This is a genomic window from Amphritea balenae (assembly GCF_003858655.1).
GTDB lineage: Bacteria > Pseudomonadota > Gammaproteobacteria > Pseudomonadales > Balneatricaceae > Amphritea > Amphritea balenae.
This window is the reverse complement of the sequence record NZ_RQXV01000014.1, coordinates 1-15,473: the sequence shown is the minus strand read 5'-3', so window position 1 is coordinate 15,473 and position 15,473 is coordinate 1. Positions and strand designations below refer to the sequence as shown.

Annotated in this window: 14 protein-coding genes; 9 read left to right on the top strand and 5 right to left on the bottom strand. The window is 46.9% G+C overall.

Features of this window, described 5'->3' with window-relative positions; translation table 11 throughout:
• Positions 1-76: 76 nt before the first annotated feature.
• Both ppsA and EHS89_RS18980 read left to right on the top strand, forming a co-directional pair.
• Complete coding sequence (gene ppsA, locus EHS89_RS18985) at positions 77-2,458, top strand: phosphoenolpyruvate synthase (protein WP_124927754.1); 2,382 nt, start codon at positions 77-79, stop codon at positions 2,456-2,458.
• A 68-nt stretch (positions 2,459-2,526) separates the two neighbouring features.
• Positions 2,527-3,216, top strand: a complete 690-nt coding sequence (locus EHS89_RS18980) for a pseudouridine synthase (RefSeq protein ID WP_124927753.1) — start codon at positions 2,527-2,529, stop codon at positions 3,214-3,216.
• 98 nt (positions 3,217-3,314) lie between these two features.
• Here the strand turns inward: EHS89_RS18980 and rrtA are convergent, their stop codons facing one another.
• From rrtA to EHS89_RS18965, 3 genes are all read right to left on the bottom strand, one after another.
• On the bottom strand, positions 3,315-3,977 hold the full coding sequence (gene rrtA, locus EHS89_RS18975) for a rhombosortase (RefSeq protein WP_124927752.1): 663 nt from the start codon (positions 3,975-3,977) through the stop codon (positions 3,315-3,317).
• A gap of 7 nt (positions 3,978-3,984) precedes the next feature.
• On the bottom strand, positions 3,985-6,108 hold the full coding sequence (locus EHS89_RS18970; protein ID WP_124927751.1) for a VIT and vWA domain-containing protein: 2,124 nt from the start codon (positions 6,106-6,108) through the stop codon (positions 3,985-3,987).
• 145 nt (positions 6,109-6,253) lie between these two features.
• Positions 6,254-6,988: a helix-turn-helix domain-containing protein gene (locus EHS89_RS18965; protein ID WP_124927750.1), complete on the bottom strand. Its 735-nt coding sequence runs from the start codon at positions 6,986-6,988 to the stop codon at positions 6,254-6,256.
• Between the two features lie 185 nt (positions 6,989-7,173).
• Here EHS89_RS18965 and EHS89_RS18960 point away from each other — a divergent pair, with 185 nt between their 5' ends.
• Both EHS89_RS18960 and EHS89_RS18955 read left to right on the top strand, forming a co-directional pair.
• The gene (locus EHS89_RS18960; protein ID WP_124927749.1) at positions 7,174-7,491 is read left to right on the top strand and encodes a potassium channel family protein; all 318 of its coding nucleotides are present in this window, start codon (positions 7,174-7,176) and stop codon (positions 7,489-7,491) included.
• A 21-nt stretch (positions 7,492-7,512) separates the two neighbouring features.
• Positions 7,513-8,031: a GNAT family N-acetyltransferase gene (locus EHS89_RS18955; protein ID WP_124927748.1), complete on the top strand. Its 519-nt coding sequence runs from the start codon at positions 7,513-7,515 to the stop codon at positions 8,029-8,031.
• A gap of 104 nt (positions 8,032-8,135) precedes the next feature.
• Here EHS89_RS18955 and EHS89_RS18950 read toward each other — a convergent pair whose 3' ends face one another.
• On the bottom strand, positions 8,136-9,020 hold the full coding sequence (locus EHS89_RS18950) for a DMT family transporter (protein ID WP_229753615.1): 885 nt from the start codon (positions 9,018-9,020) through the stop codon (positions 8,136-8,138).
• A gap of 105 nt (positions 9,021-9,125) precedes the next feature.
• Here EHS89_RS18950 and EHS89_RS18945 point away from each other — a divergent pair, with 105 nt between their 5' ends.
• From EHS89_RS18945 to EHS89_RS18930, 4 genes are all read left to right on the top strand, one after another.
• Positions 9,126-9,605 carry a DUF1499 domain-containing protein gene (locus EHS89_RS18945; protein ID WP_124927747.1) on the top strand — a complete coding sequence of 160 codons (480 nt, stop codon included), beginning with the start codon at positions 9,126-9,128 and terminating at the stop codon, positions 9,603-9,605.
• Complete coding sequence (locus EHS89_RS18940) at positions 9,602-10,114, top strand: M48 metallopeptidase family protein (protein WP_124927746.1); 513 nt, start codon at positions 9,602-9,604, stop codon at positions 10,112-10,114. Before EHS89_RS18945 ends, EHS89_RS18940 begins: the two co-directional genes overlap by 4 nt.
• A gap of 7 nt (positions 10,115-10,121) precedes the next feature.
• On the top strand, positions 10,122-10,508 hold the full coding sequence (locus EHS89_RS18935) for a DCC1-like thiol-disulfide oxidoreductase family protein (RefSeq protein ID WP_124927745.1): 387 nt from the start codon (positions 10,122-10,124) through the stop codon (positions 10,506-10,508).
• A 170-nt stretch (positions 10,509-10,678) separates the two neighbouring features.
• Positions 10,679-11,098 carry a hotdog fold thioesterase gene (locus tag EHS89_RS18930; RefSeq protein ID WP_124927744.1) on the top strand — a complete coding sequence of 140 codons (420 nt, stop codon included), beginning with the start codon at positions 10,679-10,681 and terminating at the stop codon, positions 11,096-11,098.
• A 31-nt stretch (positions 11,099-11,129) separates the two neighbouring features.
• On the opposite strand, the gene EHS89_RS18925 is transcribed toward EHS89_RS18930, so the two are convergent.
• Entirely contained in the window at positions 11,130-12,368 is a 1,239-nt protein-coding gene (locus tag EHS89_RS18925) for a cation:proton antiporter (RefSeq protein WP_124927743.1), read from the bottom strand.
• Between the two features lie 485 nt (positions 12,369-12,853).
• Between EHS89_RS18925 and EHS89_RS18920 the strand changes: the two genes are divergently transcribed.
• On the top strand, positions 12,854-15,473 hold a 2,620-nt coding region (locus tag EHS89_RS18920; protein WP_244937400.1), incomplete at its 3' end, for an MFS transporter.

The window sequence follows — 15,473 nt, the reverse complement described above, 5'->3', positions numbered from 1 at the left end:
TGTTTCAGAGCGCAGAATTTAATATCGGTTTACAGTATTATTCCCAGATATATAAAAAAGACAGGAGTGCAGAGCTTTGCCGGAATATATCGTTCGTCTTGATCAGGTTGGTATGGATGATATTGAGCAGGTGGGGGGGAAGAACGCCTCACTTGGAGAGATGATAACTGAGTTGTCTGGGGCCGGGGTAAGGGTTCCTGGTGGCTTTGCTACAACTGCAACTGCATTTCGTGATTTTCTTGGTCATAATCAGCTGGATCAACGCATCAATGAAGCGCTGGCAAGTCTTGATTCTGATGATGTAAACGCCCTGGCAGATACAGGCGCCAGAATTCGTCAGTGGATCCTTGAAACACCGTTTCCTGAGTCGTTAAATCAGGCTATTGATCAGGCTTATCAGGATATGGACGGTCATGCTGACATGGCTGTCGCCATTCGTTCATCTGCCACCGCTGAAGACCTGCCGGATGCATCCTTTGCGGGTCAACAGGAAACCTTCCTGAATATCCGCGGGTTAGATAATATTAAAATCGCGATTCATGAAGTGTTTGCTTCGCTCTACAATAATCGTGCTATCTCCTATCGGGTTCATCATGGTTTTGAGCATCACGAGGTCGCGTTATCTGCGGGTATACAGCGAATGGTGCGCAGTGAAACCGGCGCCAGTGGTGTTATGTTTACCCTTGATACTGAATCTGGTTTTCAGCATGTAGTCTTTATAACTTCAGCCTACGGGCTAGGTGAAACCGTTGTTCAAGGCGCTGTAAATCCCGACGAATTTTACGTTTATAAGCCTACTTTGCGTCAGGGAGCTCCGGCAATTCTGCGTCGGAATATGGGTACTAAAGCGATCAAGATGGTATATGGCGCTCAAGGTACAACCGCTGCAGCCGTTGAAACCGTCAAGGTTCCTGTTGCAGAGCGCAGCAAGTTCTCCATTAATGATGAGGATGTGCAGAGCCTGGCCCGTATCGCGATGACTATCGAAAAACACTACGGCCGGCCAATGGATATTGAATGGGCGAAAGATGGCGATGATGGTGAGCTTTATATTGTTCAGGCCCGTCCTGAAACAGTTAAAAGTCGTGCTAACAATGCTGTTATTGAACGTTATCTGTTAAAAGAGACCGGTAAAGTGCTGGTGGAAGGACGTTCAATTGGCCACCGTATCGGCAGTGGGCCGGTACGTATTGTTGAAAGTATCAATGATATGGATAAGGTTCAGCCCGGTGATGTGTTGGTAACGGATATGACCGACCCTGACTGGGAGCCGGTTATGAAGCGCTCTTCAGCAATCATTACTAACCGCGGTGGACGTACCTGCCATGCTGCCATCATTGCCCGGGAGTTAGGTATTCCGGCCATTGTTGGATGTGGCGATGCTACTGAAAGGCTGGACGCTGGTCAGGAGGTTACGGTCTCCTGTGCTGAAGGCGATACAGGGCGTGCCTATGAGGGCCGTCTGGACTTTGAGCACCAAACCAACAAAGTCGAATCTATGCCGCCGTTGCCATTTGATATTATGATGAATGTCGGTAATCCGGATCGTGCATTTGATTTTCAGGCTTTACCGAATGCCGGGGTTGGACTGGCCCGGCTTGAGTTCATTATTAACCGCATGATCGGTATTCATCCGAAGGCGTTGATTCACTTTGATCAGCAAGAGGAAGGCCTGCAACGGGTTATCGAACGGCGCATCTCCGGCTACGAGAATCCTATTGAGTTTTACATCGCAAAGCTGGTGGAAGGCATATCAACACTGGCGGCTGCGTTCTATCCAAAGAAAGTGATAGTGCGGATGTCTGACTTTAAATCTAATGAGTATGGACATCTGATCGGCGGTGAAGCGTTTGAGGCCAGTGAAGAGAATCCAATGCTGGGTTTCCGTGGTGCTAGTCGCTATATTGCAGAGTCATTCCGTGAGTGTTTCGAGCTTGAATGTCGGGCACTGAAATATGTCCGGGATGAGATGAAACTGACTAACGTAGAAGTGATGATCCCGTTTGTGCGCACCGTAGGCGAGGCAAAGCAGGTGGTAGATCTGCTGGCTGAGAACGGTCTTCGCAGGGGTGAGAACGGTTTGAAAGTGATAATGATGTGTGAGATCCCATCAAACGCACTGTTAGCTGATCAGTTCCTCGAGTATTTTGATGGTTTCTCTATTGGCTCTAATGACCTGACCCAGCTGACACTTGGTCTGGACCGGGATTCCGGTGTCATTGCGCATCTCTTTGATGAGCGCAACGAAGCGGTACGTAAGCTGCTGGCAATGGCGATAGAAGCTTGTCGTAAACAGGGTAAATATATTGGTATCTGTGGCCAGGGGCCTTCAGATCATCCTGATCTGGCTAAATGGCTTATGGAGCAGGGGATCAGCTCAGTTTCTCTTAATCCTGACTCTGTACTTGATACCTGGTTCTTCCTTGCTAATGGTGAAGATGAGCCGGTTAGTGAGTAATATTTATACCGTTATCTATACTATCGCTTCTAAAATCCGGTCAGGCCGTGCAGTTGTGAGTAAACAGCGTGCGGCTTGATCGGTTTGTTCAGATTAATACAGCTTACAGCCGACAACAGGTTCGGTTGTTGCTGGCTCAGGGGCAGGTCAGGGTTGCCGGTAAGGTAGTTCGTGATGCTGAGGTCAGGGTTGACAGCTTTGTTCGTATAGAGCTACAAGAGCAACTATTACAGGACACAAATGCCGTTTATCTGATGCTTAATAAGCCTGCTGGTATTGTCAGTGCGACAGAGCACCCTGAACACCAAACGGTTATCGATCTGTTACCAGAGCACCTCAGGGCTGGCGTGCATTATGCCGGCCGATTAGACCTTAAAACGACCGGTTTGATGCTTCTGACCAATGATGGGCTCTGGTCTCGCCGAGTCACCCAACCTGAAACAGAAACGGCTAAGGTCTACCTGGTGACCACCAAAGACAAGATTTCATCTGAGGTGGCAGAGGTGTTTCACAGGGGAATCTATTTTAAGTATGAAGATATCACTACCCGTCCCGCTGAACTGGAACTGATAAGTGATTACCAGTGTCGCTTAACCCTTCATGAGGGGCGCTATCATCAGGTAAAGCGGATGTTTGGTTACTTTGATAACGAAGTTACGGCACTACACCGGGAATCCATTGGTGCTATACAACTAGATCCCGACTTAGAGCCCGGTGAGTATCGCACTCTTTCAACTGACGAAATTGTACTGTTTTAAGCTTTAGCGCCTTATTAGATTTTATATAGCCTATAGTTAATTTTTTACTTGAATAGCTTGATTTAAGTTATTGTTATTAAATAGGTTTGCCTTAGTGTCTAAGATTTATCTATCGTTACTATTTGCTTTGTAAATTTGCCACCTGACAAAAGTCTGGGGAAGCTTATCAGTATAGCCAGACAGACTAATGCGCCTACAGTTCCTGCCAGATGAGCAGCGGGATAAGCGGGCCAGGGACTCTGACTAAACAGTGTTACCTGACTAAACTGCTCCCAGATAAGTTTTATCAGACAGATAGCCAAAGGCAGCCAGCCGGTGGCTGAGGGTTGCTTTAGTGCAAAGATTACCAGGCTGAATATCAGGGGAGAGAATAGAATTCCCGATAAGCCAGCATAACGGGTAATCATGGCCCAGTCTGACAATAGAAGAGCGTCGACGGTCACAATAGCTGCTGCCAAAGATATGAAAAGTAGCTTGCGTGAGTGGCGCTCCAGATAGCCTGCAGCAAGACTAAAAGCCAGCAGATCCCAACCCAGGTGACTTAGCGATGTATGGCTAAAATGTCCGCTTACAAGTCGCCAGAACTGGCCCTCTGAAATCAGCTCCCGGTCAAAGTAGCTTAGCTGAAACAGCTCTGGAGATTGACTCAGGAGGGTGCTGATCATGATCATTAATAAGGTACAAACAGGTACGGAAGTTGTGTTGCTCCCCGTCGCAGAGACGGGGAGTTGTCGTAAATGATTGTATAGAGATTTAAACATACCGGTCTCAGTGTTTATTACGGTTGCGGTTATTACTGAACTGGATCAGTAACATGATGCCGATCAGCAGTAATACCCAGTGACCGATAGCGCCTGAGCCGCCTGAACCAGTACCTAAAGATGCTCTGTTTTTAGATGGGTTGAACATAGGTTGCTGGTTATCAGTGCTTTTAGCTATAACAGGTTGCTGGGCTCGCTCTATACGGGCTTTTCGTTCTTTATCAGTGCGTTGCTGGTTGTCCCTGTTGATACCCAGTTTTGTAAAGGTTTCATCTCTAACGACCAGCATCGATGTATAGTCTGTGACCAGATCATATTGCAATGCCAGATCGGTTATAGCCTGTTTGGTATCAGCATCTTCACCCAGGTAATCCATTGTTGCCTGCAGATTTTCGATACTGGCGTAAGCCCATAAGCGTTCCAGTTCAGGGTGAAGCAGGTTTTGTTTTGGTAGTATTATCTCTGTACTGTAGCGGCGGGGTTGATCGCCGGCCATCGCACTGAGGGTCACTTTGACAGGCCCCGGCTTACGATAATGACCTAATACAGTGAGTTGTTCGCCACGGTACACTGAGTTGATCTGCTCTGGTGTGAGATCTGTAATACGACTGCCATCGAATTCCAGTTTAATATCCCGCAGTGCCTGATGAGTCATTTTGCTGGTTGCCAGCATCAATTGACCCACGATATCGTCAGCATTTGAAACACTGATCGCAAAGCCGTTCGAGATGTTAGCCATACCATCGAGTAGTGGGCGGTTAGCACTGTTGCCCATGACAAAGGTAAATAGCCTTATATCTGCTTTGTCCATCAACTTAAGAAAGCGTTTCTTCTCAGTAACACCAACATTAGCAACGCCGTCGGTAACCAGTATCATGGCAGTACTGCGATCAGCATCTAGACCTTTAAGTCCACGGGCAATACCAGAGTAGAGGTCTGTGCCGCTGCCTGGTTGATACTGTTCTAATTGCTGAAGAAGCGGTGTGATCTGTTCCGGTGTGGCACTTATAAATCCCTGAGTAAAGTCCGTGGTTCTGCTGTTGAACAGTACTATCTTAAAACGATCTTGTGGTTGAAGCTTGTTAAGCCCCTGACGTACGCCTTCAACCAGAGTGCTGTATTTACCTTTCATTGAGCCTGATACATCCAGTACGAATACCCAGTCTCGCCCCCCCTTAGTTTCGCCTAAATCATCTCCAGGCGTCAGGGTCATCATAAAGGTGCCGGTTTTATCGTTACTTTCTTTATAGCTGACCAGATCTAAGCTGCCTGGTAGATTCTGACTATGGCGCCAGTAAACTAAGATATCTTCATCGAGGTTAGCCGCGGGTAAGCCGACAGTATTGTTCTGGACGCTGGCGGACTGTTGCTGATCTGATAGCTGTTGTTGCTCTGCGGAGTCTTCAGCAATACCTGAAACAGCAGATGTTGAATTATTAGACATACTGATCTGCCAGTTATGTGAATCAAGCTGTTTAATGGTTGCCTGAGTATGTTTTGGTAAGCGAACAGAATCTATCGGGTAGCCTGATCGGACCGTCATATTAAAGCTAAACTTCTCGTCTACTACTTCGTTACGGTTCCAGAATGCATTCTTATGTTCATCTACACCGCCATCCTCTAAAGGATAGAGGTATCGACCGATGCCAGAATCGATATGGGTTGGCTGTATATAGACCAGTTTTACCCGTACATCACTGTTGGGCTGAACAGATGCTACGTTGATATCAAAGGTTTTGTAGCTGTCTTTTTCAACCAGCGCAGTTTCATGACCCGCTTGCTTTTCCTGTTCATATATCTCCCGGGCCTGTTGTTTTTTCACTACCTCTCCGGTGACAGGTTTGCCATCAATCCAATAGGTAAATTCACCTACAGCGGCATGCTCAGGCACGGGGAAGCTGTAGATTGCGTCAAGTGACTGGTTCGCTGGGTTATGGAAAATTTGCTCAACACTGGTAACGGCATAGCTGTCTTCCATTGTTACCTGAACATGATGTTCTTTAATGCTAAGTTCCGGAAAGCCTGAATTAACCGGTGACATCAGACCGGCAGCGCTGGCTTCTGGTACCACGGCTCCGAGAGTTAATGCGGTACTCAGTGCTATCGCACAGGGAAGGTTTTTAATGTTCATAATATGCCTCTGAATGATCGTTGGATCGGTGTCAGAGGCATAATGAAAGAGTGAGGGGAGAACACGAAGCAAAACGAACCAAGTATCATATTTTGATACCTGGCGTAGAAATATATGTAGAAAAATTGATAGTTGGTTTGAAAATTTATACTTTTTTATAGTTTTTAAACAAACTGTATTGCCACTGACGAATGGCTATCACCATGGTGTTGCCATGCTTCTTATCCATTGGCAGGGGAGTATCGTCCTGAATAAGGCTGTTAAATTCCTCAGCCAGTCGTTCCATTTTCTTCTGCATTGATAAATTGGTTTCTGCAGTCATTACTCCATTCAGAACGATCAGCTTTTCATGCTGCTTATCGAATCGAGAGCTGAAAAAGTCCTGTTCCACTTTCTGCTGGAAAAACTGTTGTATAGGGCCGTTGGGTAGCCAAGAAAAATTGGGATCTACCAACAATTTAACCCGGTTATTTGGCTGTAGCTCAATGATTTTAAGCCGATCAAGTTTTGCCAGCTTCTGGATGCAGGTATGCTCGCTAACCTGATAGTGAGTGAGGATATCACTAAAGCTGAAACCATTGATCACGCTAACGGTAATGAGCAGAAGCTCGAGATCAGAGGCTATCTCCTGTTCTTGTTCGCGGGTTAGCTGAGTTAAGCGCTGTTGGTCTCTGGCCAGGAGACGAAACAGCTCTGTGAGCTCAAGACCGGCGAGTTGAGCAACAACTTCTAATCGTTGTAGGGTGAAGTTCTGTTCTGAGAAGAGCCGCTTGACTGATGCTTCACTCAGTCCCAACGCCTGAGCGACATCGCAATAGGTTTTGCCCTGGGCTTTGAGCTGTTTTTTAAGGGTGTGAACCAGAGCCGCTGTTTGCGCCATAGGGATATTCCATCAGGTTTAGGGTATTAGTATTTAACACAATGCTGCTTTATTAATACAGAATTAGTTTGTTAAGTATTAAATATTGTATTTATACCGTTATCAATAACCATTAGAAAACTAAAAAAGCTGGACTTTACCATTGCACAAAGCGTTGATAGGGTAACCATTTAAGGGGGCATAAAATGGACTTTACGCTGAGCTTTATTTCGCACTTTTTTGATTTAATCGTGTTGGCAGCACCCCTGCTAAGTTTTTTACTCTTCTGGATTCTTGCTCTGGGCATATTAGCGGGGCGCAAAGAGGGGTGGCGATATTCCGATTCGTTATACTGGAGCCTGGTGACAGGAACAACACTAGGCTATGGAGACCTGATACCTACCTCGGCTTTAAGTCGCCTATTGGCGGTAATTATTACCCTCAGTGGCATGATATTTACCGGTATTCTGGTATCGCTTGCGCTGCATGCAGCCAGTGGCAGTATTGATGCAAGCATTCTTTAACCCCTAATAAGATTCATAATTATGAAATATAAAATACCGGAATCCCTGTCTACTCAACGGCTTGAAATGAAAAAAGTCACTATAGAGCACTGGCCCGATCTGCATCAGTACTATTCTGATGTCGAAGGCACCCGTTACACCACAGGTCGGGCGCTGACTGAAGGCGAGAGCTGGCGTCTGGTTGCTACTCTTATTGGTCATTGGGAAATTCATGGTTACGGACCCTATACACTGTTAGAAAAAGAAACAGCAAAGGTCTTAGGTGTTGTCGGTTTATGGTATCCGGGCGACTGGCCTGAGCCCGAAATTAAATGGGCCTTGCTTAGTCGCTATACCGGTCAGGGCTATGCTAGTGAAGCGGTCAGAGAAGTTCAGGCTATGGCGCACCAGTATCTGCCTGAATTGAAACTCATAAGTCTTATTTTTGAGAAAAACCTGCCATCCAGACAACTTGCTGTTGCGGTAGGTGCTACCTTTGAACGGACGATGATGTTCAGGGACAAGCCGGCAATGGTCTACAGACACCCATCGCTATGCTGACTTTATTCTGGCGGGGTTAAATAGCTAAAGTATCGCCTCTGGCATCATCTAATCTCTAATAAGCTGCTTTTTACAAAAGCTCTAACCAATAAGACTCATCTGAATTATCGTCTGATCCTGGTTAGCGTGATGCCACAAAGTATCGCCAGTAGTGCGATCAGGCTTTGTAATGATGCTGGCTCATTTAGCAGGATAGTGCCGGCAAAAAATGCCACCACCGGTATCAAGAAATTACAGTTTGATAGAAAGCTGGGGCCGGCACGATTAACAACAATAAAGTAGATGATTGATGCTACGCCGGTTGGCATCAGGCCAAGCCATATAACAGCAATAAGTGCTTTGGCTTCAGCCAGTTCAGTTAGCTGTTGAGTTATTTCACTGTATTCAAATATGCCTAGTGGCAGCAGTATGATGAATGAGCAGAGCATCATACCAGTACCTGCTACAGCAGGATGAAACGGTGGAAGTAAACGAATCAATACAGTATTAAAGGCATAGCTAGAGGCTGCAGCAAGAATGGCCAGTGCGCCATAGAAGTCTACGCTGCCAGCTGCTGCCGGGTTTAACAAAATAAATACGCCGGTGAAGGCAGTGATAAATCCCATTATCTTAAAACGATTTAACCGCTCACCTTCGATCAGGTAATGAGCTAGCAGCATAGTGACCAGTGGCATTATTGACATAAGCACGCCGGTGCTTGCCGATGGAACTGTTTGCTGACCCCAGGATATCAGCATAAAAGGCAGCGCACTGCCAAACAATCCCAACAGTAATAAACTAGCCCATGACTTAAGGTTGTTGGGTAGTTTTTTGCCTTTAGCAACGCAAAATAGCATCAGTACTATGACTGCACAGGCAATTCTTAGCAGTGTGATGGCGACAGGGCCAAGGCCTCCCTGAATAGCGACAGCGATCGCCATAAATGAAGTGCCCCAGACTAAAACCAGAAATCCCAGCAGTAACCAATTTATAAGTTGAGGATTAAGCACTAATAGAGCCTTTGGGATATTAAACAGCGGTGGCCGGTAGTCTATACTAGCAGGGCAGAGAGTAGTAAAAATTATTTATATCCAACCGGTACGCCAGGTCCTCCCATGAAAGTTTTCTATGTTTTAATTGCCCTGCTTGTTGTTGCGATAAGCTACTTTATTCTGCTGGGATTTATTTCACGCAGCGCTCAGCCTCCGGGACTGGTAGGTGGGCAGTTAGCACCTTGCGGCACTAAGCCAAATTCGGTCTGCAGTGAAAATGACCCTGATACAGCTCATTATGTTGCACCTGTTAACAGCGAACTCAACAGTCTTCAGTCAATAGTGCCTTTGATAGAGCAGCTAGGTGGTGGAAAGATAACTGTTAAGGAGCGCTATCTCTCTGCGGAATTTCGATCTGCTTTGTTTGGCTTTGTCGATGATCTGGAGTTACGTTTAGATGTCGAGAACAAGCTGATTCATTTGCGGTCGGCATCCCGGGTAGGTTATTCCGATATGGGGGTCAATCGTAAGCGGATAGTTCAGTTGCGGGCTTTGCTGGAAGCAACCGTTCAGCAAAGAGCCACGCTGGAGGTTGAGACATGAAACAGTCAAAGCGAGTTAATTATCTGGCGGGTTATAGTCCTGAATTACTGGCACAGGTAGAGCAACTGATTGATAACGGTAAGCTTCCTGATTATTTGCTATCACGTTATGGTTCAGCGCATCAGATAGGCAATTCTAAAGCGCTTTATCAGTATACCTTGGCGTTGAAGAACAAATTTTTGCGTAAATCACCGCCGCTGAGCAAAGTTGAATATGATGATCGAATCGATGTTATTCATAACGCACTGGGTCTACATACGCATATCTCCAGGGTGCAGGGGGGCAAGTTAAAAGCTAAAAAAGAGATTCGTGTTGCTACCGTGTTTAAACAGGCGCCGGAAGCTTTTTTACGAATGATTGTTGTGCATGAACTGGCTCATATCAGAGAAAAAGAGCATAACAAAGCTTTTTATAATCTCTGCCAGCATATGGAGCCGGATTACCATCAGCTTGAACTCGACCTGCGCTTGTACCTTACCTGTCTTGACCGTTTTGGTCCGATTTACTGAGCCTGTCATGCCGCTGCCTGACGATAAAATTATCGTATTTTATGATGGCGCTTGTCCCTCATGCGTCAACGATCGAAAATATTATGAGTCATTGCAGCGTTCGGATGATGCTGAGGTGGTATGGTTTGACATCACTGCTCAGGAAGAGGTTTTGCAGACGTTAGGCATTGATCCGCAGCTGGCTCTGACCGAACTGCATGTCAGAGATAAGCAGGGAATAGTTCACCGAGAGTTGGATGCCTATCGAATTTTGATGGCCAGAACGACACGTCTCAAGCTATTGGGCTGGTTACTGGGTTTACCACTTATCAGGCCGCTAGCCTCTTTCTTTTATCACAGAATGGTTACGCGGCGTCTTAAACGTGAAGGTCGGTTGCCTGACACTGACAATTGACCATTTCCTTTGTGCCTATGTGGCTTTGCTTGCTCTGACCTTGTGATTGCCTGAGCTGCCCGTTATTGTCATAAAAATGACCTTATCTGTTCTTTTTCTTCCTCTGATTGCTCATTACATTAGCTCTTTAAATTGTCTGTTTAATCAACAGTTTCCTAAAGGAGATATCCATGTCGATATGGAAAACAGAGATGTCAGTCGCACAGCTACAGGCATTTATGAAAAACACCCTGGTTGAACATCTGGGAATTGAGATTTCAGAGATAGGCTCAGACTATATCCGGGCAACGATGCCTGTTGATCCGCGCACCCATCAACCTATGGGGATCCTTCATGGCGGAGCGTCAGTGGTGCTGGCTGAATCACTGGGTAGTATGGCCGCACAATTGGCCGCTGAACCCGGTCATCCCTGTGTCGGGCTTGAAATTAATGCGAATCACCTGGCGAGTATCCGTACCGGTAGTGTTACAGGTACGGCCAGACCTGTCCATATCGGTCGCTCGACGCAGGTCTGGGATATTCGTATCGAAGATGATAATGGCAAAGCCATCTGTGTCTCCCGTTTAACCATGTCTGTGTTATCGAATTAAGCCGGCAATAGCACGGAGGAGGCACTGATTGTTAAACAACAGATTTTTGTTTAACGGGTTCTTTTTCCGTCAGATGTTTGCCAAACATTCGGTAATAAAGCTTGATCCAAAATGGGGATAGCAACGTGGTATAGACAATGACCATAACCAGTGCGGTATAGGTGCCATCATCAAACACGCCTGCGGCTTTGCCGAGCCCTGCAAAGATGAGGCCTACTTCGCCGCGGGGCACCATCGCCATGCCGATAACAATTCGACGGGGAAGGGGTTCATCAATCAGTAAAGCACCGGTGAATTTAGTGCAGATAGCCAGCGCTACCAAAGTAAGGGAGAATCCCCAAAAAAACAGAGAACCCCAGTCTACCGCACTCAGGTCGAGAGACAGTCCTACCGCTACGAAGAATATAGGGGTAAAGAGCTGCACTATGGGTTTCATCTGCTGTTCAATACGCTCAGAGAACTCGTGGTCAGTTTGAATAGCTAAACCAAAGGGCAGGAAGAAACGCCGCGACAGTGCGATACCGGCAGCAAAGCCACCCAGCAGCTCAGGAGCGCCAAACCAATAGGCAAGCCAGGCAAAAAACAGCACCAGAGCTACGATTGTGGTAGGGATAAGGCCCGGATTTTCGATTCGCTGGTCAAGCCGCTTAATCACCTGAGACATTAACTTTGCCAGGATAGGCGCCAGCATAAAGAAGATACCGACATATAGCAGCACTTTGCCGGTATTAACCCAGTTGACTTCCCCTTTAACGGAAAACTCAAATAACAGTGCCAGCAGAATAACGCCCAAAACATCATCAAGCACAGCCGCACCAAGCGTGATCTGACCTTCGCGACTATTTTGCTTGCCAACGTCAGAAAGCGTGCGCACCGTGATTCCTATACTGGTCGCAGTTAGCGTACCACCGATGAACAGGGAGACGAGGTAATCAAGTTCAAACAGGTAATGGGCAGCACAAAAGCCGATAATTAGCGGCGCAAAAAATCCGCCCAAGGCGACCACTATCGCTTTTCCGCCGGCATCCATTAGTTTATTGAAGTCTGTCTCAAGACCAACTTCAAACAATAGTAGTATGACGCCAATTTCGGCCAGAATAATAATAAATTCATTGCTATCGACCCAACCTAAGAGACTGGGGCCTATGATTATCCCGGCTAATAGTTCACCGATAACACTCGGGGCGCCGAATACCGTTGCTATCTCACCAAACAAACGAGCTGCAACCAGAATGGCTAACAGTTGAATCAGATAATCATGGACTTCCATTGTATCCTCACAGACCGATGCAGGTGTCGGATATAAAGACTATTCAGGTTATAGCCTAACTGAGCAGTAATCCTGATTATTTGTGCTGGAACAAGGTTTTAGCCGATTGTTATCCGTCGGCAAATTAAACACAGCAGGTTTACTAATCAGTAGCCAATGCGATGAATAATTCAGTTATCTTTTTACCTTGTTATTCCTGATAGAGGTCTGCCGGTTATCACTCAGTGGCGTGAAAATGTAAATTCATGACGAAATACGGTAAGTCATAGATATATTAGGAAATATCACTGCTCAAATAGTGTGCAGGGCAATTAGTTGGTGCTAGACTGCGTTTTAATTAGCCGGCATTTTATGTCGGCTTTTTGCGTTTTTTTATATTTTTTAGCTGTATTGCTTCAGCAAGTGAGATCGAATTGCGTTCAACATTACTGTCTTTATTATCGCTATTAATCAGCAGCATGATTCTCTTTTTGGGAGTCGGCCTGATGAACGTTTTGGTGCCTGTTCGTATGGGGCTGGAGGGTATGGCTACCGATACTATTGGTATGGTGTTGTCACTGTATTTCGTGGGTATGCTGATCGGCGCTTTTTACAGTAAACAGTTAGTACAGCGGGTAGGCCATATCCGGACATTTGCTGGCAGTGTCGCTATTGAAGCTATCTGCATTCTGGCCTTTGCTCTGGATGCTGATCCATGGCTTTGGGGAGGGCTAAGAATTCTGCTTGGCTTTAGTCAGGCTTGCCTGCTAACGGCCATGGAAAGTTGGTTAAGTGACAGTGCATCGGAAGATACCCGGGGTAAAATACTGGCTGTCTATCATGGTTGTGTTCTGGTCGGTTTGTTTGGTGGTCAGTTCCTGATAGGTGTCGCAGATCCAGCTGAAGATAAGCTGTTTATTATTGTTGGTATTCTGTTTTCCCTGGCTGCGCTGCCGGTGCTGTTTAGTCGGGCTCAGGCCCCTTCTATTGAGGCCGTAGTCCCTATGTCTATAGTGGCACTTTTTCGTATCTCTCCGCTCGGCGTTGCCAGCTGTTTGGTGGCGGGGATAGTCTATTCGGCTTTGTTCAATCTACTGCCTGTATTTGCCGCTGAATATCAGATCGTCGGTTTTCAACTGTCAGTATTCATGGGTTGTGCAATTTTTGGTGCTTTTATACTGCAGTTCCCGGTGGGCTACCTGTCAGACCGGTTTGATCGACGTACGGTTTTGTTTGTCCTGCTAATCATATCTTCGGTGGCGGGTCTGGCGGTTATACCGTTGGCTAAAGCGGGAATGATTGTCGGCATTTTTGTACTCACAGGTTTGACGGCAGGAATAATTGCCTGTTTCTATCCACTGAGTATTGCTGAAGCATTCGATAAGCTCAAAAGGAGTGAAATGGTTTCCGCCATGGGCAGTATGTTACTTGCCTTTGGTATCGGCGGCGCGGTCGGGCCGTACACTGGATCTCTGATAATGGAGCTTTTTGGTGGTGCTACCTTGTTTTACTTCCTGGCAGTCAGCCAAATGTTGCTAGCGCTGTTTACTTTGTACCGTATGACCGTCAGAAAAGCCCTGCCAATTGCAGAGCAGGAAGGCTTTGTCATGCAAGGTGCTGCTATTTCAACGGCACTGGATCTTGATCCACGTACTGAATATATAGAGCCGGAAGCCCCTCTAAGCCAAGAAGCAGAAGCGGCAATTACTATTGCTGAATCAGATCCAGCGGCAGCGGTTAAGATGGCCAGGGCGATGGTTATTAATAATCCGGAAAAAGGTGCAGAAGTTGCCGCAGCGGTTGCTACTGTACCGGGTATCGATGTCATGCGTCTGTATGAGGTGTTGAAAGAGGCAGCACCTTATCAGATTCTCGAAACCACTCAGGCCATTGTAAAAGCCAAGCCTGATCTTGCGGGTGAACTGGTATCTCAACTGGCCGAGTGGTATCCACAGCAGGTGGTTGCAGTTGCAATAGAGATCGGCCGGGTTCTACCTGAACTACGCATAGAGATGGCGCGGATAGCCGCCGATTCAGCACCGGAATCAGCAACTCAGGTTGCCGAATATTATTCTCGGGTGATCGCTGAAGAACGCGAAGCTGTACGTCCGGCTGACCGGGAAAGTGATACCAGTGAAGTAGATGCACTTAATATTGTTTCCGAACTATGGGAAGCCAGCCCTGAACAGGCGCTGGATGTTGCAGCAGCTATGGTTGATGCTGTGCCTGAAACCGCAGTCTCTGTTGCTGAAGAATATATAGCTAATGCTATGCACGAGCAGCAGGAAAGTGTGCATGAAAATAATTTTCCTGATGATGAAGTGGATTACCAAAGCACGGTTGACCTGGTTGCACGTATCTCTGAAATAGCACCTGAACAGGCGTTAGATGTGGCGGTTGCTGTTGTTGAAGCCATTCCTGATAGCGCAGCAGATGTTGCTGCTGAAGTTGCAGGCAATATCGGTGATGATGAAATAGGGACTGATGATTCTGATACTACTACAGATGATGTTGAAACTGTTGTTGGAGATGTTAGCGAAGCGGGTAGCGACAACGAGGCTGCGGTTGAGCTTGTTCAGCGTTTAAGCGAGGCAGCGCCCGATAACGTGCTTGATATCGCGGCGGCAGTCGTTGAGGCTGTACCTGATAGTGCTGCCGGTGTAGCTGCAGAAGTAGCAGGCAACATAACTGACAATGAAGATGGTAGCGAAAGCAGCGTCTGGGCAGGTGACAGTAGTGACAACGAAGCGGCGGTCGAACTGACGCAGCGGTTAAGTGAAGCGGCCCCGGATAATGTGCTGGATGTTGCTGCTGCCATCGCAGAAGCTCTGCCAGAAAGTGCCGGAGATGTTGCTGCGGAAGTAGCATCAAATATTACTGACAATGAGGATGGAACTGAGAGCAGCGTCTGGGCAGGTGACAGTAGTGACAACGAAGCGGCGGTCGAACTGACGCAGCGGTTAAGTGAAGCGGCCCCGGATAATGTGCTGGATGTTGCTGCTGCTATCGCAGAAGCTCTGCCAGAAAGTGCCGGAGATGTTGCTGCGGAAGTAGCATCAAATATTACTGACAATGAGGATGGAACTGAGAGCAGCGTCTGGGCAGGTGACAGTAGTGACAACGAAG